The 21,655-nt window shown below is 62.6% G+C and carries 22 protein-coding genes; 9 read left to right on the plus strand and 13 right to left on the minus strand.

The annotated features are described in order from the left end of the window. The 8 genes from AB9K34_RS06105 to AB9K34_RS06140 form a co-directional block, all read right to left on the minus strand. On the minus strand, nt 1-606 hold a 606-nt coding region (locus AB9K34_RS06105; RefSeq protein ID WP_369953527.1), incomplete at its 3' end, for an enoyl-CoA hydratase/isomerase family protein. After that, nucleotides 603-1,091, minus strand: a complete 489-nt coding sequence (locus tag AB9K34_RS06110) for a cupin domain-containing protein (protein WP_369953528.1) — start codon at nt 1,089-1,091, stop codon at nt 603-605. The genes AB9K34_RS06105 and AB9K34_RS06110, both read right to left, overlap by 4 nt. Beyond that, nucleotides 1,091-2,302, minus strand: a complete 1,212-nt coding sequence (locus AB9K34_RS06115; protein WP_369953529.1) for an acetyl-CoA C-acetyltransferase — start codon at nt 2,300-2,302, stop codon at nt 1,091-1,093. The genes AB9K34_RS06110 and AB9K34_RS06115 overlap by 1 nt, the downstream gene beginning before the upstream one ends. A 10-nt stretch (nt 2,303-2,312) precedes the next feature. Further along, nucleotides 2,313-2,951 (minus strand): glutathione S-transferase family protein, encoded by a 639-nt coding sequence (locus AB9K34_RS06120; RefSeq protein WP_369953530.1) that lies wholly within the window; start codon nt 2,949-2,951, stop codon nt 2,313-2,315. 278 nt (nt 2,952-3,229) lie between these two features. Next, entirely contained in the window at nt 3,230-4,369 is a 1,140-nt protein-coding gene (locus AB9K34_RS06125) for an acyl-CoA dehydrogenase family protein (RefSeq protein ID WP_369953531.1), read from the minus strand. Between the two features lie 62 nt (nt 4,370-4,431). Further along, nucleotides 4,432-6,213 (minus strand): acyl-CoA dehydrogenase C-terminal domain-containing protein, encoded by a 1,782-nt coding sequence (locus AB9K34_RS06130; protein WP_369953532.1) that lies wholly within the window; start codon nt 6,211-6,213, stop codon nt 4,432-4,434. Between the two features lie 47 nt (nt 6,214-6,260). Beyond that, a complete protein-coding gene (locus AB9K34_RS06135) occupies nt 6,261-6,662 on the minus strand; it encodes a MerR family DNA-binding transcriptional regulator (RefSeq protein ID WP_369953533.1) in 402 nt (133 codons plus the stop codon). Between the two features lie 386 nt (nt 6,663-7,048). Then, on the minus strand, nt 7,049-7,528 hold the full coding sequence (locus AB9K34_RS06140; protein WP_369953534.1) for a MarR family winged helix-turn-helix transcriptional regulator: 480 nt from the start codon (nt 7,526-7,528) through the stop codon (nt 7,049-7,051). Between the two features lie 81 nt (nt 7,529-7,609). On the opposite strand from AB9K34_RS06140, the gene AB9K34_RS06145 reads away from it, so the two are divergent. Next, on the plus strand, nt 7,610-7,978 hold the full coding sequence (locus AB9K34_RS06145) for an antibiotic biosynthesis monooxygenase (RefSeq protein ID WP_369953535.1): 369 nt from the start codon (nt 7,610-7,612) through the stop codon (nt 7,976-7,978). 40 nt (nt 7,979-8,018) lie between these two features. Continuing rightward, a complete protein-coding gene (locus tag AB9K34_RS06150; protein ID WP_369953536.1) occupies nt 8,019-8,501 on the plus strand; it encodes a hypothetical protein in 483 nt (160 codons plus the stop codon). Between the two features lie 145 nt (nt 8,502-8,646). Here the strand turns inward: AB9K34_RS06150 and AB9K34_RS06155 are convergent, their stop codons facing one another. Continuing rightward, on the minus strand, nt 8,647-9,015 hold the full coding sequence (locus tag AB9K34_RS06155) for a MerR family DNA-binding transcriptional regulator (protein ID WP_369953537.1): 369 nt from the start codon (nt 9,013-9,015) through the stop codon (nt 8,647-8,649). Nucleotides 9,016-9,147: 132 nt separating this feature from the next. Between AB9K34_RS06155 and AB9K34_RS06160 the strand changes: the two genes are divergently transcribed. The 3 genes from AB9K34_RS06160 to AB9K34_RS06170 are packed head-to-tail and all read left to right on the plus strand — an operon-like array spanning nt 9,148 to nt 11,409. Continuing rightward, nucleotides 9,148-9,567, plus strand: a complete 420-nt coding sequence (locus AB9K34_RS06160) for a PaaI family thioesterase (protein WP_369953538.1) — start codon at nt 9,148-9,150, stop codon at nt 9,565-9,567. Next, on the plus strand, nt 9,567-10,088 hold the full coding sequence (locus AB9K34_RS06165; protein ID WP_369953539.1) for a PaaI family thioesterase: 522 nt from the start codon (nt 9,567-9,569) through the stop codon (nt 10,086-10,088). Before AB9K34_RS06160 ends, AB9K34_RS06165 begins: the two co-directional genes overlap by 1 nt. After that, nucleotides 10,078-11,409, plus strand: a complete 1,332-nt coding sequence (locus AB9K34_RS06170) for an MATE family efflux transporter (protein ID WP_369953540.1) — start codon at nt 10,078-10,080, stop codon at nt 11,407-11,409. The genes AB9K34_RS06165 and AB9K34_RS06170 overlap by 11 nt, the downstream gene beginning before the upstream one ends. 116 nt (nt 11,410-11,525) lie before the next feature. On the opposite strand, the gene arsC is transcribed toward AB9K34_RS06170, so the two are convergent. From arsC to AB9K34_RS06185, 3 genes are read right to left on the minus strand one after another with little or no spacing between them, the layout of a single operon-like run. Further along, nucleotides 11,526-11,870 carry an arsenate reductase (glutaredoxin) gene (gene arsC, locus AB9K34_RS06175; RefSeq protein ID WP_369953541.1) on the minus strand — a complete coding sequence of 115 codons (345 nt, stop codon included), beginning with the start codon at nt 11,868-11,870 and terminating at the stop codon, nt 11,526-11,528. Next, nucleotides 11,867-12,925 (minus strand): quinone-dependent dihydroorotate dehydrogenase, encoded by a 1,059-nt coding sequence (locus tag AB9K34_RS06180; protein WP_369953542.1) that lies wholly within the window; start codon nt 12,923-12,925, stop codon nt 11,867-11,869. The genes arsC and AB9K34_RS06180 overlap by 4 nt, the downstream gene beginning before the upstream one ends. Continuing rightward, nucleotides 12,922-13,260 carry a DUF952 domain-containing protein gene (locus AB9K34_RS06185; RefSeq protein WP_369953543.1) on the minus strand — a complete coding sequence of 113 codons (339 nt, stop codon included), beginning with the start codon at nt 13,258-13,260 and terminating at the stop codon, nt 12,922-12,924. Before AB9K34_RS06185 ends, AB9K34_RS06180 begins: the two co-directional genes overlap by 4 nt. A gap of 138 nt (nt 13,261-13,398) precedes the next feature. Between AB9K34_RS06185 and AB9K34_RS06190 the strand changes: the two genes are divergently transcribed. After that, a complete protein-coding gene (locus tag AB9K34_RS06190) occupies nt 13,399-14,964 on the plus strand; it encodes a bifunctional UDP-sugar hydrolase/5'-nucleotidase (RefSeq protein WP_369953544.1) in 1,566 nt (521 codons plus the stop codon). 55 nt (nt 14,965-15,019) lie between these two features. Then, nucleotides 15,020-16,090, plus strand: a complete 1,071-nt coding sequence (mnmH, locus tag AB9K34_RS06195) for a tRNA 2-selenouridine(34) synthase MnmH (protein ID WP_369953545.1) — start codon at nt 15,020-15,022, stop codon at nt 16,088-16,090. Here the strand turns inward: mnmH and selD are convergent. Beyond that, nucleotides 16,066-18,228, minus strand: a complete 2,163-nt coding sequence (selD, locus tag AB9K34_RS06200) for a selenide, water dikinase SelD (protein ID WP_369953546.1) — start codon at nt 18,226-18,228, stop codon at nt 16,066-16,068. The two genes, mnmH and selD, sit on opposite strands and share 25 nt — an antisense overlap. A gap of 196 nt (nt 18,229-18,424) precedes the next feature. Here selD and AB9K34_RS06205 point away from each other — a divergent pair, with 196 nt between their 5' ends. Together AB9K34_RS06205 and AB9K34_RS06210 are read left to right on the plus strand one after the other, a co-directional pair. Next, a complete protein-coding gene (locus AB9K34_RS06205; protein ID WP_369953547.1) occupies nt 18,425-20,044 on the plus strand; it encodes a thiamine pyrophosphate-binding protein in 1,620 nt (539 codons plus the stop codon). 231 nt (nt 20,045-20,275) lie between these two features. Then, nucleotides 20,276-21,643, plus strand: coding sequence for a tetratricopeptide repeat protein (locus AB9K34_RS06210; RefSeq protein ID WP_369953548.1), 1,368 nt, complete (start codon nt 20,276-20,278; stop codon nt 21,641-21,643). The last annotated feature ends 12 nt before the right edge of the window (nt 21,644-21,655 follow it).

The raw sequence follows: 21,655 nt of genomic DNA on the forward strand, positions 1-21,655 counted from the left end.
GTCCACCACCTCGTCCACCAGACCGGCGGCCTTGGCTTTTGTCGGTTCGACCATCTTGCCTTCGAGCAGGAAGGGCGACGCGCCCATCGCACCCAGCTTGCGCACCAGCCGCGTGGTGCCGCCCGCGCCGGGAAAGATACCGACCATGATCTCGGGCAGTCCGATCCGCGCCTTGGGATTGTCGGCGACAAAGATGCGATGGGTCGCCAGCGGCAATTCCAGACCGATCCCGGCGGCGGTGCCGGGCAGGGCGGCGGCAATCGGCTTGCCGCCCTTGTTGGTTTTCGGATCCATGCCGGCGCGCTCGATCTTGCGCAGCAGGGCATGCATCTGCATCGTCCCCTCGAACAATCCGCGCGCCGGATCGTCGCCCGCATCGTCCTTCATCTTGGCCAGCAGATTCAAATCCATGCCCCCGGCAAAGGATCCCTCCTTGCCGCTGGTGATCACGATGCCCTTGACGGCATCGTCCGCCAGCGCATCGTCGATGCAATCGCTCAGGTCCTGAAGCCCGTTCAGGGACATGACGTTCATGGATTTACAGGGCACATCCCAGGTGATGGTCGCGACGCCCTCGGCGTCCTTTGTCATTGTGAAATCGGTCATTTGGTGTCTCCGATCTGGTCAGCCGTCAGCGGGCTGCCATCTTTGCGGGTGAACTTCGAGTCGGTCTCGTTGACCGACGTCACCTTCATGTCGATATCGCTGTAAACAGCGGTTTCAGTCGGGGTGCGCGTGCCCACCACCAGAAAGGCGGCGGGCGCGTCGGTGTTGTTGACAAGATGATGGCCATTGGCTTCGCCTGCCGGGAAGGCGGCACAATCGCCGGGCAGCATCTCATGCGATCCATGGTCGTCGATCAGGGTACAAACCCCCTGCGTGACCATGACAAACTCGTCCTGCTCCATGTGATAGTGACGCAGGGACGAACGCGCGCCCGCCTTAAGCATCACCATGTTGACGCCGAACTGGGTCAGCCCGCCGGCATCGCCCAATCTCTGGAGCGAGCGGCCATCGACCGCGCGCGCCAGCTTGCCCGGGTAGCTTGTGAATGCCGCGAACGGGATGGAGGCAAGATCGAGTTTTGGCATCAGACGCGCTCGATGATGGTCGCGGCGCCCATGCCCGACGCGATGCAGAGCGTGGCGAGGCCGGTTTCCTTGTCGGACCGTTCAAGCTCATCCAGCAACGTGCCGATGATGATCGCGCCGGTCGCGCCCAGCGGGTGCCCCATCGCGATGGAGCCGCCGTTGACGTTGACCCGATCGGGATCGACATCGAACGCCTGCTGAAAGCGCAGAACCACGGATGCAAAGGCTTCGTTGACCTCGAACAGATCGATATCGCCGATCTCCATGCCGTTATCCGCGAGGATCTTCTGGGTCACCGGCACCGGACCGGTCAGCATGATCGTCGGATCGGTGCCGATCTTGGCGGTGGCCCTGATCCGGGCGCGGGGTTTTAGCCCGTATTTCTCACCGAACGCCTTGTTGCCGACCAGAACGGCCGCCGCCCCGTCGACGATGCCCGAACTGTTGCCCGCATGGTGGATGTGATTGATTTTTTCGAGATGCGGGTATTTGAGCAGCGCGATCTTGTCGAAACCGGGCATCTGTTCGCCCATCATCTGGAATGACGGGTTCAGCGCGCCAAGCGATTGCATGTCGGTCTGCGGGCGCATGTATTCGTCGTGATCCAGGATCGGCAGCCCGTTCTGATCGCGCACTGTGATGACCGATTTCTCGAACCGGTTGTCATCCCACGCCGCCTTGGCGCGACGCTGGGATTCGACCGCCAGCGCATCGGCCTGATCACGGGTGAACCCGTATTCGGTGGCGATGATATCGGCGGAAATGCCCTGCGGCACGAAATAGCTGTCCATCGCCAGCGATGGGTCGACGGCAATCGCCGCGCCGTCGCTGCCCATCGCGACGCGGCCCATCATCTCGACGCCGCCAGCGATATAGGCCTCGCCCGCACCGCCCCTGACCTGGTTGGCGGCAAGGTTGACCGCCTCCATGCCGGAGGCACAGAAGCGGTTGATCGCAAGGCCGGGAATGGACTGGTCGAGATCGGATGCCAGTACCGCCGACCGTGCGAGGCAACCGCCCTGTTCCATCACCTGGGTCACGTTGCCCCAGATCACGTCCTCAACGGCGTGGCCGTCCAGATTGTTGCGCTCCTTGACCGCGTTCAGCGTTAGCGCCGAGAGCCGCAGGCTGGTCACTTCGTGCAGGGCGCCGTCCTTGCGACCCTTGCCGCGCGGGGTGCGCAGCGCGTCATAAATATAGGCTTCTGTCATGTGTATCTCCTCAGGCACGATCCGACGGGTTGCCGGGCATCAGGTCATAGGGGTGCTTCCACCCCGGGGTTTCGGACAGACGCGTGAGCCACGCGTCGATGTTGGGCCAGGCCGTCCGGTCAAATCCGAACGGCTCGGGATAATAAAGATAGCCGCAACAGCTGAGGTCGGCATTGGTGATGTCGTCTCCGACAATCCACTCGCGCCCCGCAAGATGCGCATCCAGCACGCCGTAAGCGGTCGTCAGGCGACCCTGGTTGAACGCGATGACCTCATGCGGGCGCTTGTCTTCCGCGAGGAAATTCATCAGGAACCGCGTCATGCCCGCCATCGAGGACAGCTTGTGATTGTCCCAGAGGACCCAGCGAAGCACCTCGTAGCGCGCCGCTTCGTCTGCGCCGCCGAACCTGCCGCACCGGTCGGTGATATATTGCTGGATCACGCCCGACTGGCTAAGTCGCATGTCACCGTCTTCGAGCACAGGTGCCTCACCCAGCTCGTTGATCAACTGACGATACTCCGGCGTTCGCGTGGCGCCTCCGAAGAAATCGACAAAGACCGGTTCCCAGTCGAGCCCGCTCAGTTCAAGCGCTAGCGCAGCCTTGTAGGAATTCCCGCTTTCACCAAAGCAATGCAGTTTCAGTGTCATATGAAAAAAGCCTCCCGGGGTGCCTTTGGTTCATGTCGGATTTGAGTATTTGGACAAAGATGAAGATGCGCAGGGACTCGCGTAACCAAGTGTTAAGATCGACGCGCCATGATCGTATCCACGGTACAGGCTGGAGAGCCGATGACCGTCAAAGGTGAAGTCGCTCCCGTCCTGATGGCCGTCGCCCCGTGGCGGGAGCGCATCCCCCTCTTCATCTTTGTGCAAATACTCCCGCCGGAGGCGGTGCAAGGGCGCGGCAAGTGGCATCGGTGCACTCATCAAAACGACCTCGCAATCAGTTCCTTCATGATCTCGTTCGTGCCGCCATATATCCGCTGCACCCGTGCATCCGTCCACATTTCGGCGATCGCGTAATCCTGCATATATCCATACCCGCCATGCAATTGCAGGCAGGCATCGAGAACCTGCCCCTGGGTCTCGGTTGCCCAGTATTTCGCCATTGCCGCCCTTTCCACACTCAGTTCCCCCGCAATCAGCTCTGAGATGCAGTCGTTCAGAAACGCCTCGGTGACCGCGAGCCTGGTCTTGCACTCGGCGAGTTGGAAGCGCGTGTTCTGAAATTGCAGCAGGTTGCCGCCAAAGGCTTCGCGTTCCTTGCAATAGCCGATGGTGCGCTCGATGGCGCCCTGCATCGAGCCGACGGATTCCGCCGCGATGATCAACCTTTCGCGCGGCAATTGTTCCATCATCTGATAAAAGCCCCGGCCTTCCTCGCCTCCGAGGACATTCTCGGGCGGGAGTTCCACGTCATCAAAGAACAGTTCCGAGGTATCGGAGGCGTGTTTCCCGATTTTCTCGAGATTTCGACCGCGGGTAAAGCCGGGGGCGTTGTCGGTCTCGACCGCGATCAAGGAGATGCCACCGGCGCCCAATGATGGATCGGTCTTGGCAGCCACCAGGATCAGGTCCGCGTGCTGGCCGTTGGTGATGAATGTCTTTTGCCCGTTCAACCGATAGGCATTGCCTTCGCGCATGGCCGTGGTCTTGATCGATTGCACGTCTGAACCGGCAGAGGGTTCGGTCATGGCGAGCGCCCCCACCATCTCGCCGCGCGCCATGGCGGGCAGCCATTTCCTCTTCTGCGCCTCGGAGCCGAACGCCAGGATGTAATGCGCCACGATACCCGAGTGGATGCCGTTGCCCCAGCTTGCCAGATTGGCACGGGCGGCTTCGATGACAAGCACGGCCTCGTGTCCGAAATCGCCGCCTGCGCCGCCGTATTCTTCGGGAATGGAGGCGCAGAGCAGGCCGAGCCGTCCTGCCTCGACCCAGGTGCTCTTGTCCATTTCGCCCTGTTTGCGCCAGGTCCCGATCTGAGGCACCCATTTCTCGGTAAAGAAAGACCGGGCCATGTCGGCGAGCATTTCGTGCTCTCTGGTTTTCCAGCTTCGTGTCATGGTGATCCTCGGCGCGGACAGGGGGGGCGCGCGGCGTGGGAAAACGCCGCACGGTTTCTTGCTTAGAAGTTTGCGGCGTCGAGCGCCATCACCGTGGCGGCACCGCTCTGGATGCGGCTCAGGTGCATCGCGGTGGCCGGCAGGCGGCGTGCCATATAGTAGCGTCCGGTCGCGATCTTGGTTTCGTAGAAAGACGCGTCGGACGCGCCCGCGGCGAGAGCGTCCATCGCCGCCTTGCCCATTCTAGCCCACATCAGTCCAAGGCAGACATGGCCGAACATGTGCATGAAATCCGTCGATCCGGCCAGTGCGTTGTTCGGGTTCTTCATGCCGTTCTGCATGAAGTACATGCCGGCCGCCTGCAGGTCCTTGGATGCGGCCTTGAGCGGCTCGAGGAAGTCGCGGTCCAGAGCGTCATTCTGGCCGGAATTCTCCTTGATGTAGCTTTTGACCATCTCGAAAAAGGCCATCACGTGCTTGCCGCCGTCCTGTGCCAGCTTGCGCCCCACCAGATCCAGCGCCTGAACGCCGTTGGCGCCTTCGTAGATCATCGCGATCCGGGCATCGCGGGTAAACTGCGACATGCCCCATTCTTCGATATATCCGTGGCCGCCATAGACCTGCTGTGCCTGAATGGTCATGTCATAGCCTTCGTCGGTCAGGAACCCCTTGATGACCGGCGTGAGCAACGAGATCAGGCCATCCGCATCCTTGTCGCCGGCGCGGTGCGCGCGGTCGATCATGGTCGCGCCCCACAGGATAAAGGCGCGCGCGCCTTCGGCGAAACTCTTCTGATCCATCAGGTTGCGGCGGATATCCGGGTGGACGATCAGCGGATCGGCCGGACCGTCCGGGTTCTTGGCGCCGGTCACATCCCGTCCCTGCAGGCGGTCCTTGGCATATTCGACGGCATTCTGATAAGCCGCATCGGCCTGGGCAAGGCCCTGCATCCCGACGCCGAGCCGGGCTTCGTTCATCATGGTGAACATGGCCCGCATGCCCTTGTGCTCTTCACCCAGAAGATAGCCGGTCGCACCATCGTAATTCATCACGCAGGTCGAGTTGCCGTGGATGCCCATCTTTTCCTCGATCTTGCCACAGGCCACGCCGTTGCGCGCGCCGAGGCTGCCATCTTCGTTGACGAGGAACTTGGGCACGATGAAGAGAGACACGCCCTTGATCCCTTCGGGCCCACCGGTGATCTTGGCGAGAACGAGGTGAATGATGTTGTCGGCCATGTCATGCTCGCCCGCCGAGATGAAAATCTTCTGGCCGGTGATCTTGTAGCTGCCGTCCTCCTGCGGTTCCGCCTTGGTACGCATCAGGCCGAGATCGGTGCCGCAATGCGGTTCGGTCAGGTTCATGGTGCCGGTCCATTCGCAGGCGACCATGTTGGGCAGGTAGGTGTCTTTCTGCGCGTCCGTCCCGTGCGCCAGGATTGCGCTGGCCGCGCCGTGGGTCAGGCCCTGGTACATGGTAAAGGCCTGATTGGAGGCGGAGAACATTTCACCCACCGCCGTGCCGATGACATAGGGCATGTTCTGGCCGCCATAGTTTTCGGGCATGTCGAGCCCCGGCCAGCCCCCTTCCTTCATCTGTTCGAATGCATCCTTGAAGCCTGTAGGGGTGCGCACGACCCCGTTTTCAAAGGTACAGCCCTCGGTGTCGCCGACCACGTTCAGGGGTTGCAGGACCTCGGAACTGATCTTGCCGGCCTCTTCCAGAATGGCGCTGGTGAAATCGGGCTCGAGCTCTTCATAGCCGGGAATGCCCGCGTCGGTTATGTTCAGCACGTCATGCAGGATGAACTGCATATCCTTGGTCGGGGCGATATAGCTGGGCATGTTTGGTCCTCCTGGAGGGAATTTTATCGGGCAGGGGCCGATCGACTCTATTCGGCGGCCTTCTGCGTGGTTTCGTTGGATTCGATGATCTTGCCGGCCCAGTCGATCTGGGTCTGCAACTCGCTGATCGCCTGGTTCAGTTCATCGCGCCTGGCCTGCATTTCGGCGAGCCGCTCCCTGGCGATCTCATAGGCCCGCACCAGTTGCGTGTGCTGCTGGTCGCCCAGTTGATAGAGATCGAGAAGCTGGCGGATTTCCTCGAGGCTGAAACCAAAGCGCTTGCCGCGCAGGATCAGCTTGAGCCGCCCGCGATCGCGGCGGGTAAACAGGCGTTTCTGTCCCACGCGTTCGGGGAACAGCAATTCCTTGGATTCATAGAAGCGCAGGGTCCGGGGCGTGACGTCGAACGCATCACACATTTCGCGGATTGTCATCAGTTCATCGGTCATGGGTTTAACTCTCATACTTGGCGTGGCGACCATGAGATGTGTGCCTCTGGCCGCGGTTACAACATGAGATTGACGTTGACGTAAGCGAAACGCCACGTCACAGGGAATTTGACGTCGGATCACCCAAACCGGAGGTGTCCGGAGAGGTCAAGGCATCCGTGCCGGTTTGTCCGTTTTTGTGAGTCAGGACTGGTGCCAATTGCAGATAGTTTCGGCTCTGAGCCCATTCTGCATGATGCTACGCAACGCTCGAACGGCAGCTTTCCCAAGAATACATGTTCATCATGAAGATACCCAGCCAACCGAAAAGAGTGCCGAATACGGTTGATGCTGTCGTCCAGCTTCATATTCATGGCTACGTTCTCCCTTGTAGCATGAACAGGTTTTCACTGGGTTGATACAGCATTGCCTTGAGCCGTTGTCGTCTCTTCAAGACGCGTTTTCAGATGTTCGACAACCTTCTGCGTTGTCTTGATGTCTTGAATGGACAACCCTTCGGAGAGGCCGTTCACCCAGGGAACTTGCAGCGCCATTGCCGCCTGGAAGAGCTTCTGGCCTTTTGTGCTCAGGACCACAAGATGCGCTCGTTTGTGGTGAGGGTTGGGCTGGAGCGCGACAATTCCGTCCTTCTTCAATTCGTTGACGATACGCTGCACGCCCTGACGGTGAACACCCATGGTTCTTGCATGCCAAGCCACTGATTCCGGGCGTTCTGCATAAGCGATAGCTCCAAGCACCTGCCATCGTGCACTGGTTAATCCAAGCTCAGAGACCAGTCGGTCTCCGGCCTGCATAAGCCGCCCGTTCAGTCGAAACACATCCAGAATAAGCGCTGTTACAGCCTCCGTCGATTGATTGTCTGACATATCATCCCCATTAATATTGACAACTTATTGTCATAATGACAATTTCACACCATATTGAGTCGTCCTTCAAGGAGCAAATAAATGGTCACCGTCAAACCTCTAGACCCCGAATTTCCGATCCAACAGCAGCTTGGCATAGATGCCGGACCCGTGGTGCTGGTGAACCTGTTCACCGTTGACGCGAGCGACCAAGACGCGCTGGAAGAAGCCTGGCGCAACGACGCTCTCTGGATGAAAAAGCAACCTGGCTACATCAGCACGCAGTTGCACAAAGCGATTGGCGAGAGCAGCATGTATCTGAACTACGCGGTCTGGGATTCCGTTGCAGATTTCCGCGCAGCGTTTTCACACCCGGACTTCCAGAAAGAGCTTAGCCACTACCCGTCAAGCGCAGTTGCAGCACCGCATCTCTTTGAAAAGGTTGCGATCGCGAACTGTTGCACAGCCTGAGGACGTCAACGCCTTAAGCGAGTCCAAGGAGGGCGCAGCCATGAAGACACGTATCCATGCCGTTGCTGGCGGCATCGGCTTTCTGATGATCTTGCTGTTCTGGACTTCGACGATCATCACCGAGCTTTTCGCAAGTCATGAGACCATTGCCGCGACGAAGGCAATGATCCTTCGGGGCATGTGGATACTTATCCCGGCCATGGCGATTTCCGGGGCGTCAGGCATGGCAATGGGTCGCAAGCGCATGGACCCGCTCGCAATGGCAAAGAAAAAACGTATGCCGTTCATTGCGGTCAATGGTATCCTGATCCTGGTCCCCTGTGCCTTCTTCCTGGCCGGGAGAGCGGCTGCAGGTCAATTTGATGTTTTGTTTTATGCGGTGCAGGGGCTGGAGCTGATTGCGGGTGCTGCCAACCTGACCATGATGGGCCTGAATATCCGCGACGGTCTGAAAATGACCGGTAAAATCGGGTCGGATGCAGTCGCTGCAGCAAAAAGAACCTCCCAAAAACGCGCCCTGTAACATAGGAAAGCCCTGCCGGTCTTCTCGTGGCCAATGCCATTCCGCGCCTCACAGGCCAATGGCTCAATGGAGACGCGGCCTGTCATGACGCTGTGCCCCTGTCCGGGTCTGTCTTCTTGGCCTCACCGGCAACGGGAGATCGGCATCATGAAACGGCGCGGGCGGTTTCGTCGCGCAGGTCTTTCAGTTCCTGAATCGCCTCTTCCAGTTGGGCACGCTGGTTTTCGAGTTCGCCCATCTGCCTGTCGGCCATCTCGACAAAGGCCTGCATCTGGACCTCGGTGCCTTCCTTTTCGTAGATCAGCAGCCACTGGCGGATCTCTTCCAGCGCAAAGCCGTATTTGCGACCCCGCAGAATCAGCTTCATGCGCGCGGCTTCGCGCGGACCGTAGAACCGTGCGCGCCCGTCGCGGTCGGGTTGCAGCAACTCGATATATTCGTAATAGCGGAGCGTTCTCGGCGTGACGTCGAACTCAGCGCACATTTCCTTGAACGACAATCGCATCTCGGTCATCAGTCTCTTCCCCCCGTCTGGGCAAATCGTAGGATGATGTCCGCAGGAGCGCAACAGGCGGGCTTGCCCTTTTGGTGCAGGAGCGGTCATAAGAATGCCGGAACAGGCCCGGAACAGGCAAGGACGGCAAAGATGGTGGACAAGGCCAAACTCGCGCGGCAATTCATCGAGGCAATCCCCCATTGCCGCGCGCTTGGCATGATGCTGACGGAGATCGGGGACGGCATGGCAAAGATCGAGATGCCCTATGACGCCAAGCTGGTCGGAGACCCCAAGACGGGGGTTGTTCATGGTGGTGCCGTGTCGGCAATCATGGATACCTGTTGCGGAGCGGCGGTGATGAGCCACCCGAGCGCGCCGGACAGCACGGCCACCATCGATTTGCGCATCGACTACATGCGGGGCGCGACGCCGGGACAGACGATTGTCACCACCGCCCACTGCTATCATATCACCCGCAATGTCGCCTTTGTCCGGGCCAAGGCGGTGGACGACGATACCGGGCGTCCGGTGGCCACGGCGGCGGGCTCCTTCACGGTGGAGAAACGCTGATGGCGCGTCCCCGTCCCGAACCGATGCAGGTGGTCAAGCAACGCCGCGATTCCGCGCTCAACGCGCTGGTGCACGAGGTGCCGTATATCCAGTTTCTCGGCATCGAATTCGAGCGTCGCGGCGATGAACTCACCGGGCTGTTGAATTTTGACGAAAAGCTGATCGGGAATCCCTATCTGCCTGCGATTCATGGCGGTGTGACGGCGGCGTTCCTCGAGACCACCTCGATCATCACGCTGAGCTGGTCCTATCTCTGGCCCGAAATCGAATCCGGCGCGATCGATCTCGAACAGATGGCGGCGGGCGATCTGCCGCGACTGCCCAGGACGATCGGTTTCACCATCGAATATCTGCGCTCAGGTCTGCCGCGCGATGCCTATGCCCGCGCCACGGTGACCCGCGCGGGCCGCCGCTATGCCTCGGTCCTGGTCGAAGCCTGGCAGGACAATCGCGACAAGCTGTTCGCGCAGGCGTCCGGACGGTTCCTGATGCCACCCAGGGACGGTCCGGATGGTGGCTGACCCCGGCGGGCAGATCACGCATCGGCGTGTTCTGAGGATCGCCGTTCCCATCGTTATTTCCAATGCCACCGTGCCGATCCTGGGCGCGGTGGATACAGGCGTGGTCGGACAGCTGGGCGAGGCGGCGCCCATCGGCGCGGTGGGGATCGGTGCGATCATCATCTCGTCGCTCTACTGGTTTTTCAATTTTCTGCGCATGGGCACCACCGGCCTGACAGGGCAGGCGCTGGGGGCCGGACGGATGGGCGAGGTCACCGCCATCCTGACCCGCGTCATCATGATCGGCGCCGTGGGCGGGCTGACGATCCTGGCGTTGCAGGGGCCGCTGTTCTGGGCGGCGTTCCAACTGTCGCCGGCGTCCGAACAGGTCGAAGGTCTCGCGCGCGGCTACATGAAGATCCGTGTCTGGTCGGCCCCGGCGGCCATCGCGATTTTCGGCGTCACCGGCTGGCTCATCGCGCAGGAACGCACCCGTGCGGTTCTGGTGCTGCAACTTTGGATGAACGGTTTGAATATCGTGCTGGACCTGTGGTTCGTGCTCGGTCTTGGCTGGGGCGTGAACGGCGTTGCCTTTGCCACCTTCCTTGCCGAATGGACCGGTCTGGCGCTGGCGCTCTGGCTGTGCCGCGCGACGTTTTCAACGCCCGCCTGGCGCGACTGGGCCCGGGTGTTCGACAAGGATCGCCTGCGCCGGATGATGCTGGTCAACATCGACATCCTGATCCGGTCCCTGATGCTGATGGGCATTTTCGTCTCGTTCCTGTTTCTGGGGGCCGACTTTGGTGACGTGACGCTCGCCGCCAACCAGATCCTGTTGCAATTCATCGAGATCACTGCCTATGCGCTCGACGGTTTCGCCTTTGCCGCAGAGGCGCTGGTCGGGCAGGCGGTGGGTCGCGCCAGTGTCGATCACCTGCGCCGGAGCATCGCCGTCTCAACGGTCTGGGCGTTGCTCGGAACCGCGCTGCTGACGCTGGTCTTTGTGTTCTGGGGCGGGGACATCGTCGATCTGATGGCAAAATCCCCCGAGGTTCGCGCCGAGGCACGCGAATACCTGAACTACATGCTGCTGGTTCCGGTTCTGGGGGTGGCGAGCTGGATGCTGGACGGGGTTTTCATCGGCGCCACCCGCACGGCGGACATGCGCAATATGTCGATCCTGTCGACCGTCGCTTTCGTGGTCGCGGTGGCGCTGCTGGTGCCCTCCTATGGCAACCACGGATTGTGGATCGCGTTCCTGTTTTCCTTCGTGGCACGGGCCGTGACGCTGGGCGCACGCTATCCCGCGCTCGAACGCGCCACGGCGGCGGGCGCGCTCTAGTGCGTTTCGCGATTAACTTGAAACATCTCGCACCACCTAATGCGTTGAAATCTTTGATTTCAGACAGCGTCAGGTGATTCAGGTTTATCGCGAAATGCTATAGGGGCGTTCAGAGGTCAGACAAGCTCCAGAACGCGCTCCGGTGGTCGGCCGATCACGGCGCGCCGACCCGAGATCGCCAGCGGGCGTTCGATCAGGATCGGATGGTCGGCCATCGCCTGCAGCAGTATGTCGTCGTCATCGGTCTTGCTCAGCCCCAGTTCGCGAAACAGCTTTTCGCCGGTGCGCATCATCTCGGCCACCGGCGGGCGGCCAAGCGCGGCATGGGCATGTTTGATCTGTTGCAGGGTGGGCGCGTCGTCCAGATAACGACGCTCTTGAAACGCCGCGCCGCTGTCGCTCAGGAGTGCCAGCGCCTGCCGCGACTTGGAGCAGCGCGGATTGTGCCAAATCTCTATCATAACCAGTCCTCTCGGTTGCTGCCGACCGCATCGGCGACGTTGTCGAAGCCATCCCGTTCCAGCAACCGGTCGAGCCCGGCGACGATCTCGCCAACCAGCGACAGGCCGCCATACACCAGTGCCGTATAGAGCTGTACCGCAGAGGCCCCGGCACAGATCTTGGCATAGGCCTGCTCGGCATTGCCGATGCCGCCGACACCGATCAGGGGAATGTCGCCGCCAAGCGTCGCGCTCAGACGCGCCAGCACGCGGGTCGAGCGTTCGAACAGTGGGGCACCGGAGAGACCTCCGGCCTCGTCCCGATGCGGGCTCTGCAACCCCTCGCGCGACAGGGTGGTGTTGGTCGCGATGATGGCGTCGATGCCGGCGTCACGCGCGACATCGGCCACGTCGGTCAACTCGGCCTCGTCCAGATCGGGTGCGATCTTGAGGAAGACCGGCAGCGGATGCCCGAGCGCGTCGCGTGTCTCCATCACCCCGGTCAACAGGGCTGCCAGCGCCGCCTTGCCTTGCAGGTCCCGCAGTTTTTCGGTGTTGGGAGACGAGACATTGACCGTTGCGAAATCCAGATGCGCCCCGCAATGGCGCAGCACGCTGGCAAAATCCGCGGGCCGGTCGCTGCTGTCCTTGTTGGCCCCGAGGTTCAGTCCGATGACCGCATCGCCCGGGCGTGTGGCGATCCGTGTGCCGATGGCGTCCATGCCCTGATTGTTGAACCCGAACCGGTTGATCGCGGCGCGATCTTCGGTCAGCCGAAACAGGCGCGGACGCGGGTTGCCTTGCTGTGCGCGCGGCGTGGCGGCGCCGACCTCGACAAATCCGAAACCGGCACGGGCGAGGGGGGCAAGCGCCTCGGCGTTCTTGTCGAACCCGGCGGCAAGGCCCACCGGATTGGGCAGCGTCATCCCTGCAACACGGGTGCGCAGCCGGTCCGAAGTCAGCGTGCCCGGCGCCGGCGCCAGACCCGCTTTCAGCGCCCGCATCGCCAGCCCATGCGCGGTTTCGGGGTCAAGCCGATGAAGTGCGGCCAGGCCGAGTTTTTCCAGCAGGCTCACACCATGCCCTCCGGAAAGCGATGCACCCCGTCAACCAGCGGCAGGGGTGCGTTCCAGAGCACGTCTGACAGGCGCAATTCGCGATAAAGATGCGGGAACAATGCACCGCCACGCGACACCTCCCATTTCAGGGCCTCACCCAGGTCATCCGTGTCCAGCGCGAGCAACACCAGCCCTTCGGCGCCGGCGAAATGCCTGGCGGCGGTCTCGGCGGCCTGTTCCGCAGTCGAGAAATGCACGAACCCGTCGGCCAGATCGACCGGCGCGCCACGGGTCGCGCCCTCGGTCCTGAGCGTGTCCCATTCTTCGCGACGGAATATCTTGTAGATCAGCATTTGCGCGGTTTGCCCTGCCGGTCAGCGGCGGTCAAGCCTCTATGCCGCTTGCGGCGTCACGTTGCCCGATCCGCTTTGACAAGTCCGCAAAAGCGGCGCAGGGTTCAGGGGTGTACCGGAACCATGAGGAGTCCGACCATGATGAAAACGCTTCTGCTCTCTGCCGCGACGATTGCCCTGACAACCGGCTCCGCGCTGGCGGATTACACGCTGCACGTGATTCACGTCAACGACATGCACAGCCGTATCGAACCGATCAGCAAATACGACTCGACCTGCAGCGCCGAAGACAACGCGGCGGGCGAGTGTTTTGGCGGATACGCGCGGGTGGCGGCAAAGGTCGCGCAGCTTCGCGAGGAACTGGCCGGTGAGAATGTCGTGGTTCTGGATGCGGGTGACCAGTATCAGGGGTCGCTGATGTACACCACCTACAAGGGCGACGTGGAAATCGAGTTGATGGACCGCATCGGGTTCGACGCGATGGCGGTGGGCAACCATGAATTCGACGATGGTCCGCAGGGTCTTGCAAAACTCGCCGACGGGGTGTCGTTCCCGGTGATCTCGGGAAATATCGACGTGTCGCGGTCAGACCTGTTGAAGGGCAAGGTTCGCAACCACGTGGTTCTGGAGCTGGGCGGCGAAAAGATCGGTATCGTCTCGGCGCTGGCCACCGATACGGTCGAAACCTCGAAACCGGGCGAGGCGGTGATTTTTCAGGACGAGATCGACAGCCTGAGCGCCGATGTGGCGATGTTGCAGGACGAAGGCGTGAACAAGATCATCGCGCTGAACCATGTGGGTGTGAACAAGGACATGGAAATCGCCGGGGCGGTCGCGGGTCTTGATGCGGTCGTGGGCGGTCACTCGCATACGGAATTTTCCAACACCGTGGACGGTGCCATGGCCTATCCGACGATGGTGGGTGATGTTCCGGTGGTTCAGGCCTATTCCTATTCGAAATACCTGGGGCACCTTGTTCTGACCTTTGACGACGACGGCAACGTGATCGATGCCACGGGCAATGCTATCCTGCTGGACGCGTCGGTTGAGGAAGACCCCGCGATTGTCGCGCGGATTGCCGAGCTGGCCGGGCCGATCAACGAGATGAAAACCCGCGTCGTGGCCGAGACATCCGAACCGATCGAGGGCGGGCGCGAGGTTTGCCGTGTCGCGGAATGCCAGATGGGCAACCTGATCGCCGATGCGATGCTGGCGCGCGTCGCCGGTCAGGGGATCGAGATCGCGATCCAGAACGGCGGGGGCATACGCGCATCGATCGATGGCGGCGAGGTGACGATGGGCGAGGTCCTGACGGTTCTGCCGTTCCAGAATACCCTGTCCACCTTCCGGGTGAACGGCGCGACCATTGTTGCGGCCCTGGAAAACGGTGTCAGCAAGATCGAGGACGTCGCAGGACGCTTTGCCCAGGTTGCGGGCATGAGCTATGCCTATGATGCGTCCAGACCGGCGGGCGAACGGGTGTCTGACGTGATGGTCGGCGGCGCGCCGATCGATCCGGACAAGGTATATGGCGTGGTCACCAACAACTACGTGCGCAACGGCGGTGACGGGTACGCGATGTTTTCGGGCGACGACAAGAGCGCCTATGATTTCGGCCCCGATCTGGCGGATGTGACGGCGGAATACCTTGCCGGTATCGGGCCGTACCAACCCTATCTGGATGGGCGCATCGTCGAAAAGTGAGGCGCCACGGTGAACCGGGCCTTTCGCCGCCCGCAGCCGCGGGATAGGGACTGGCATGGCTCTCAAATTCGATAACCTGACCGATCTTTTCGCGCATGGTTTTGATACCGTGATCGACGTGCGCAGCCCGGCGGAATTCGCCGAGGATCATCTGCCGGGGGCGATCAATCTGCCGGTCCTGGACAACCAGGAACGCGCGCAGGTCGGCACGATCTATAAACAGCAGAGCCCGTTCCTGGCACGCAAACTGGGTGCGGCGCTGGTGTTTCGCAATGCGGCGCATCATGTCGAGACCGCGCTGCGCGGCTTTGACGGGGGGTGGCGGCCGCTGGTCTATTGCTGGCGCGGTGGACAACGGTCCGGTTCTTTCGTCTGGATGCTGCGCGAAATCGGTTGGCGGGCCGAGGTGGTCGAAGGCGGCTATCGCACGTATCGGCGGCTGGTGAACGCGGCGCTGTATGACGTGCCGCTGGCGCATCGGCTGATTGCGCTGGATGGCTATACCGGCACCGCCAAGACCGAGTTGCTGCATCGGCTGCGATCGGAGGGGGTGCAGGTTCTCGACCTCGAAGGACTGGCGGGGCATCGCGGCTCGCTGCTCGGGCGGATGGCCCGGCCGCAGCCGGGCCAGAAGGCGTTTGAAAGCGCCTTGGCCCGCGCGTTGAACGGTCTCGATCCATCGCGGCCGGTGGTGATCGAGGCCGAGTCCAGCAAGATCGGCGAGCGCATCCTGCCGCCCAGTCTCTGGGCCGCGCTCAGACATGCGCCGCGCCTGACCCTGAGCGCACCGCTTGCGGCGCGAACGGCGTATCTGGTGCGCGCCTATGACGACATCCTGTCGGATGGCGAGCGGATGATGGATCTGCTTGGCGTGCTGCGCGCCTTTCGCGGAAATGCTGTGGTGGATGGTTGGTTCGATCTGATCCGGGCAGGGGACAAACACGGGCTGACCCGGGCGCTGATGGTGCAGCATTACGATCCGGCCTATGACAAGTCGCGCAAGGCCGCATCGGCGCCGGTTCTGGCCGAACTGACACTCGACACTCTGGACTATGCCGGGCTGGAGCGTGCCGCTGCGCAGATCGCGGGGATTGTGCAGGCTCAGGCGTTCTCGAGCGCGATATAGCCGCTGTCCGCGGTCAGAGCACCGATCCGCGCCGCAGGATACCCCGCTGCACGCAGGTCCGCGAGCAGGCGATCCGCCTCCTGCGCCGGGACCGCGGCGAGCAGCCCGCCGGCAGTCTGCGGGTCATGGAGCAGATCGGCCTTGCCGTGCCGGGGCAGGTGCGGCACCAGCGACCGGTTGTCTTCAAACAGGGACGAGCGGACTCCCGCCTTGGCCATTGCAAGCGCGCCTTCCATCACCGGGATCGCGTCGAGTGCCAGGATTGCACCGGTTCCCGACGCTTCGCAGATCCCGTGCAGGTGCCCGGCGAGACCGAACCCGGTCACATCGGTCATCGCATGAGCCTTGCGCAGGATGCGCGAGGCCTGCGCCTGCGGTTGCACCATGTGCTCCAGTGCCGCGACGATCCAGTTGCCGCGCGCGTATCCGGCCATGTCCGCCGCCATCAGCACGCCGCTGCCCAGGGGTTTGGTCAGGATCAGCACATCGCCCGGCTGACCCCCGGCGAGGGTGACCGGCGCGCTGTCGCACAGGCCGGTCAGGGTAAAGCCGATGGTCAGTTCCGCGCCGACGGAACTGTGTCCGCCGACAATCTCGGCGCCGGCGCTGCGCAGGGTGTCGGTTGCCGTCGCCATGATCTCGGCCAGCATCCGTTGCTGCATTGTGTCGGACAGCCGGGGCAGGATCACCGTCGCGGTCGCGGCCTGCGGTGTCGCCGCCATCGCCCAGATATCGCCAAGTGCATGGTTTGCCGCGATGCGGGTCATCATCACCGGATCGTCGATCAGCGCGCGCAGGTGATCGGATGTCATGACCTGCTGCACCCCGCCCGTGGTCAGCAGCGCCGCGTCGTCGCCCGGCAGCGGCGTGACATCCGCGCGCCGGTTGCCTGCCAGTGGCGCGAGAGCGCGGCGCAGCGCAGTGCGTCCGACCTTGGCGCCACAGCCGCCGCACATGGGCTTGCTGCCCAGGGCTTCGATCATGCCGACGGTGTGGACCGGCGGCAGGCCCGGGGGGTCCATCCGGGGCAGGTCGCGAAAGCGGTTCATGAAGGTTCTGTCGATGCGATCCTTCCAGCGCCACATCACCGGGCCGGTCCAGCTCCGGCCGAACCGTTCTGCCAGAGCACTTTTGCGCCCGAGCGAGATCAGCTTGAGATAATCGCGCTGCGGGCGGTAGCGCCGCAGTGCGCCGCCGCTCAGGGTGGCGCAGATATTCTCGTAAAGGACGGGCGCCTGCCGCACCGCGTAGACACCGGCCTTGGGGCGGGGGGCGTCCGTCATATGCGCGCAATCGCCGGTCGCGAAAATCGCCGGGTCGCTGCTCTGCAATCGATCGTTCACCGCGATGAACCCGTCCTGCAATGCCAGCCCCGATTGCCCGATCCAGCCATGCGCCCGCGCCCCTGCCGCGCCGGTGGTAAAGTCCGAGCGCAGGCTGCGCCCGTCCTGCAAGACAACGGCATCGGCCTGGATTTCGCGGACCCCGGTCTGTTCCAGCAGCGTGATGCCGAGCCCCTGCATCTGCTGCGTGATGTGCTCGCGTGTCTGCGCGCCGGTGGCGGTCAGCATCCTGTCCCGGTCGATGAGCGTGACGGTTGCATCGCGGCTCTGCCGGCGCAGCTGATACGCCATGGCCATCGCCAGTTCCGCCCCGGCGACACCGCCGCCGATGACGACAACGTTTGCCGGCGTGGCGGCATTGGCAAAATGCGCCCAGCGTTCCGCAAATGCGCCGAGCGGCTTGGCGGGCACTGCATGCTGCGCGAACCCCGGCAGATCGGGCATTTCCGAGGTGATGCCGATATCCACCGAACACAGGTCAAAGGCGATCGGGGGACGGCCGGGCACATGAACCAGCCGGTTGGCGGTGTCGATATGTTCGGCGGCCCCGATGACGATCCGCGCACCGGCAAAACGCGCCAGGCGAACCAGATCGATATCCAGATCGTCCCGCCCGTAATGTCCCGCGACAAACCCCGGTAACATGCCGGAATAGGGGGCGGTCGGGCCGGGATTGATCAGCGTCATCCGCGCACCGGGCAGCGGGCGCATGCCCCATTTGCGCAGAACCAGCGCATGGGTGTGGCCGCCGCCGATCAGGACGACATCGTGGGTCAGGGGAAGCGCCGCATTCATGTGCCGGTTCTATCGTATCCCGGCACCGGCGCAAGCCGTCGCATTCGGGCCGCGACAACGCGCGGGTTCGGGCATGGCGGACCACGCGGGGGACAAGCACGTCACAAGCGGCATGACCTCACACTGGCGTGAACGCCCTTGCGTGCGGATATGGATTGGTCAATGTCGCCGGCAGAAATAACCGGAGAACCATCACATGCCGCAATCGGACACCCGCGCAGCCGACATTCTCGCCCGGCGCCTGTACGACGCCGGATGTCGTCATGCCTTTGGCATGCCGGGAGGCGAGGTTCTGACGCTGGTCGATGCGCTGGAAAGGGCGGGCATCCGATTTATCCTCGCCAAGCATGAAAACGCGGCGGGTTTCATGGCCGAGGGCGTGTATCACCGCGATGGTGCGCCGGGGATCCTGGTGGCGACGCTCGGTCCGGGGGCGATGAACGGCGTCAATGTGGTGGCCAACGCCTTGCAGGACCGGGTGCCGCTGATCGTGCTGACCGGCTGCGTGGACGAGGACGAGGCGCTGAGCTACACCCATCAGGTTCTGGACCATCAGGCGGTGTTCCGCCCGATCACCAAGGCCAGCTTTCGCCTGACCGCGAAGGGCGCGGGGATCGTCGCGGACGACGCGGTGCTGACGGCAACGGCGCCGCGTCCGGGTCCGGTTCACGTGGATGTGCCGATCGGTGTGGCCGATACCGTTGTCCCGGACACGATGGCCCGCCAGAATCGCAGGCCGGCGCCGGTGGTGCCGCATGGTGCCGATCTTGCGCAGGCGCGTGACTGGCTGGCCAGGGCGCAGCGGCCGCTGGCGATTGTCGGTCTGGATGTCCTGAACGATTCGTCGGCCCCGGTGTTGCAGGCCTTTATCGAGCATTTCCGCATCCCCTTTATCACGACCTACAAGGCCAAGGGCGTGATTGACGAGGACCATCCGCTCTGCCTTGGTGCGGCTGGCCTGTCGCCGCTGGCGGACACGCATCTGTTGCCGCTGGTGCAACAGGCCGATCTCGTGCTGGCCATCGGCTATGATCCGATCGAGATGCGACCGGGCTGGCGGGATGCGTGGGACATCAGCCGGCAGAATGTCATCGATATAGCGGCGGAACCGAACCGGCATCACATGCATCGGGCCGGGCTTGATCTGGTGGCGGATACCGGGGCGACGCTGGAAGCGATGGCGCAAGGCACGCCGATTGTCGACACATGGCCCGGTGGTGAACCCCGGCACGTGAAAGAGGCGCTGAAGCGGGCCTTTCCCACGGATGAAGAGTGGGGACCGGCGGCGGTGATCGACGAGTGCCGCAAGGTCTTGCCCCGCGACACGCTTGCCACCGCCGACAGCGGTGCGCACCGCATATTGCTGTCGCAGATGTGGACCTGCCATGCCCCGCGCGACATGGTGCAATCCTCGGGGCTCTGCACAATGGGCTGCGCGGTGCCCCTGGCGATCGGATTGAAACTCGCTGCGCCAGACCGCCCGGTGGTCAGCTTTTCCGGGGATGCGGGGCTGCTGATGGTTGCCGGGGAACTCGCGACCGCCGCAGAGCACGGCACCGCGGTGATTTTCGTGGTGTTTGTCGATGCCAGCCTCGCCCTGATCGAACTCAAGCAGAGGCAGCGACAGATGAGCAATCTTGGCGTCGACTTTCCGCGTCACGACTTTGCCGCGATGGGGCGGGCCTTTGGCGGCAACGGGATGACCGTTCGGACCCGCGCCGAATTGCACGCGGCGCTCGCGCAGGCGCAAATGGCAGACCGCTTTACCGTGATCGGGGCGGAAATCGACCGGAATGCCTATGACGGTCGCCTCTGAACACCCGCATGTCAGCGAGATGTGGGGCGGCAAAATCCGCAACCATGGCGCGTACCCGGTCAATTCAGACGGGTTTTCGCTCAAATCGCCCGGATTCTTCGGCAACAATTCTCTCATATGTCACACGGCTCTTCACCAATTCGAGAGTATGAGACATAGCGATATTTCAATGGCCTACTGTTTGTTAAGCGAGTCGCAGCGCGTGACTTCCAAGCAGAATTGGACCCCTAGATGAAGATTGATGTATTCGGCCTAAACACCAGCCTGGAACACCCGGGCAGCCTGACAGACTGGAACGCCGCCATGTTGGGTTTTCTGGCGCATGCTGCAGTCACGCCCAGGCACCTGATGGCGGTGCTGGAGCGAGAGCCGGGATTTGCGCTTGGTCATGCGACCAAGGGCATGTTCTACCTGTTGCTCGGGCGTCGCGAGCTTGTCGCGGTTGCGCAGGGCGATCTGGCGAATGCAAAACAGGCATTGGAGCAGGCAGGGGCGACACCGCGCGAACGCATGTATGTTCAGGCGCTGGATGTCTGGATGACGGGCAAGCCCTCGGGCGCGGTGCGCCTGCTCGAACAGGTTCTGTACGATCATCCGCAAGACGCGCTGGCGATGAAGCTGAGCCATGCCATCCGCTTTGTCCTCGGCGACGCCGCCGGTATGCGCCGGTCGGTCGAACGGGTGATGCCCGCCTATGGCACCGATCACGCGGCACATGGCTACCTGCTGGGTTGTCATGCCTTCACGCTGGAAGAAACCGGCGAGTACCAACGCGCCGAAATCGCCGGACGTCAGGCGCTCTGGACCGCGCCGGACGATGCGTGGGGCCTGCATGCGGTGGCGCATGTACATGACATGACGGGCAATGCGCGGCGCGGGCTCGACTGGCTTGCCGGGCGCGAGAACGCCTGGGCGCATTGCAACAATTTCCGCTATCACGTCTGGTGGCACAAGGCGCTGATGCATCTGGATCAGGGCGAAACCGATGTGGTTCTGGACCTCTATGACCGCGATATCCGCGCCGACAAGACCGATGACTATCGCGATATTTCCAACGCGACCTCGCTGCTCGGCCGCCTCGAACTCGAAGGTGTCGATGTCGGCGACCGCTGGCAGGAGCTGGCCGATCTGAGCGCGGCCCGGACCGAGGACGGTTGCCTGATCTTTGCTGACCTGCATTACCTTCTCGCCCTCAGCGCCGATAGCCGCGAGACCGAGGTGGCGAGCCTGCTGCGGCGCATCCACCGCGATGCCAGCGCCAACCAGACCGAGGCGGACGCGCGCATGGCCCGTCCCGGCGTATCGGCGGCCGAGGGGCTGGCGGCATTTGGCGAAGGCCGGTTTGCCGAGGCGTTTTCGCACCTGTCTGCCGCGCGCGCCGACATGCAGCACGCCGGGGGCAGCCACGCCCAGCGTGACATATTCGAACGGCTGACCATTGATGCCGGCCTGCGCGCCGGCTTGCTGGACCAGACCGAAACCATTCTGAATGACCGCCGGGCACGCCGGGGCAGCGAAGATGCCTATGACGCCGCCCGGCGCAACCTGATCAGCGTCGGACGCGGACAGGAGGGCGCGCAGAGCGTTCCCGCACAGTAACTTTTGCAGAGG

Source organism: Sedimentitalea sp. XS_ASV28 (genome assembly GCF_041224545.1).
Taxonomy (GTDB): domain Bacteria; phylum Pseudomonadota; class Alphaproteobacteria; order Rhodobacterales; family Rhodobacteraceae; genus Sedimentitalea.

What these genes read in the sequence shown, in the direction of transcription:
- AB9K34_RS06185 (WP_369953543.1), bottom strand. Translation starts at nt 13,260, where the DNA reads ATGCTGATCTACAAGATATTCCGTCGCGAAGAATGGGACACGCTCAGG.
- AB9K34_RS06140 (WP_369953534.1), bottom strand. Translation starts at nt 7,528, where the DNA reads ATGTCAGACAATCAATCGACGGAGGCTGTAACAGCGCTTATTCTGGAT.
- mnmH (WP_369953545.1), top strand. Translation starts at nt 15,020, where the DNA reads ATGGCTCTCAAATTCGATAACCTGACCGATCTTTTCGCGCATGGTTTT.
- AB9K34_RS06145 (WP_369953535.1), top strand. Translation starts at nt 7,610, where the DNA reads ATGGTCACCGTCAAACCTCTAGACCCCGAATTTCCGATCCAACAGCAG.
- AB9K34_RS06170 (WP_369953540.1), top strand. Translation starts at nt 10,078, where the DNA reads ATGGTGGCTGACCCCGGCGGGCAGATCACGCATCGGCGTGTTCTGAGG.
- AB9K34_RS06165 (WP_369953539.1), top strand. Translation starts at nt 9,567, where the DNA reads ATGGCGCGTCCCCGTCCCGAACCGATGCAGGTGGTCAAGCAACGCCGC.
- arsC (WP_369953541.1), bottom strand. Translation starts at nt 11,870, where the DNA reads ATGATAGAGATTTGGCACAATCCGCGCTGCTCCAAGTCGCGGCAGGCG.
- AB9K34_RS06190 (WP_369953544.1), top strand. Translation starts at nt 13,399, where the DNA reads ATGATGAAAACGCTTCTGCTCTCTGCCGCGACGATTGCCCTGACAACC.
- AB9K34_RS06135 (WP_369953533.1), bottom strand. Translation starts at nt 6,662, where the DNA reads ATGACCGATGAACTGATGACAATCCGCGAAATGTGTGATGCGTTCGAC.
- AB9K34_RS06155 (WP_369953537.1), bottom strand. Translation starts at nt 9,015, where the DNA reads ATGACCGAGATGCGATTGTCGTTCAAGGAAATGTGCGCTGAGTTCGAC.
- AB9K34_RS06160 (WP_369953538.1), top strand. Translation starts at nt 9,148, where the DNA reads ATGGTGGACAAGGCCAAACTCGCGCGGCAATTCATCGAGGCAATCCCC.
- AB9K34_RS06150 (WP_369953536.1), top strand. Translation starts at nt 8,019, where the DNA reads ATGAAGACACGTATCCATGCCGTTGCTGGCGGCATCGGCTTTCTGATG.
- AB9K34_RS06115 (WP_369953529.1), bottom strand. Translation starts at nt 2,302, where the DNA reads ATGACAGAAGCCTATATTTATGACGCGCTGCGCACCCCGCGCGGCAAG.
- AB9K34_RS06110 (WP_369953528.1), bottom strand. Translation starts at nt 1,091, where the DNA reads ATGCCAAAACTCGATCTTGCCTCCATCCCGTTCGCGGCATTCACAAGC.
- AB9K34_RS06125 (WP_369953531.1), bottom strand. Translation starts at nt 4,369, where the DNA reads ATGACACGAAGCTGGAAAACCAGAGAGCACGAAATGCTCGCCGACATG.
- AB9K34_RS06210 (WP_369953548.1), top strand. Translation starts at nt 20,276, where the DNA reads ATGAAGATTGATGTATTCGGCCTAAACACCAGCCTGGAACACCCGGGC.
- AB9K34_RS06130 (WP_369953532.1), bottom strand. Translation starts at nt 6,213, where the DNA reads ATGCCCAGCTATATCGCCCCGACCAAGGATATGCAGTTCATCCTGCAT.
- selD (WP_369953546.1), bottom strand. Translation starts at nt 18,228, where the DNA reads ATGAATGCGGCGCTTCCCCTGACCCACGATGTCGTCCTGATCGGCGGC.
- AB9K34_RS06205 (WP_369953547.1), top strand. Translation starts at nt 18,425, where the DNA reads ATGCCGCAATCGGACACCCGCGCAGCCGACATTCTCGCCCGGCGCCTG.
- AB9K34_RS06120 (WP_369953530.1), bottom strand. Translation starts at nt 2,951, where the DNA reads ATGACACTGAAACTGCATTGCTTTGGTGAAAGCGGGAATTCCTACAAG.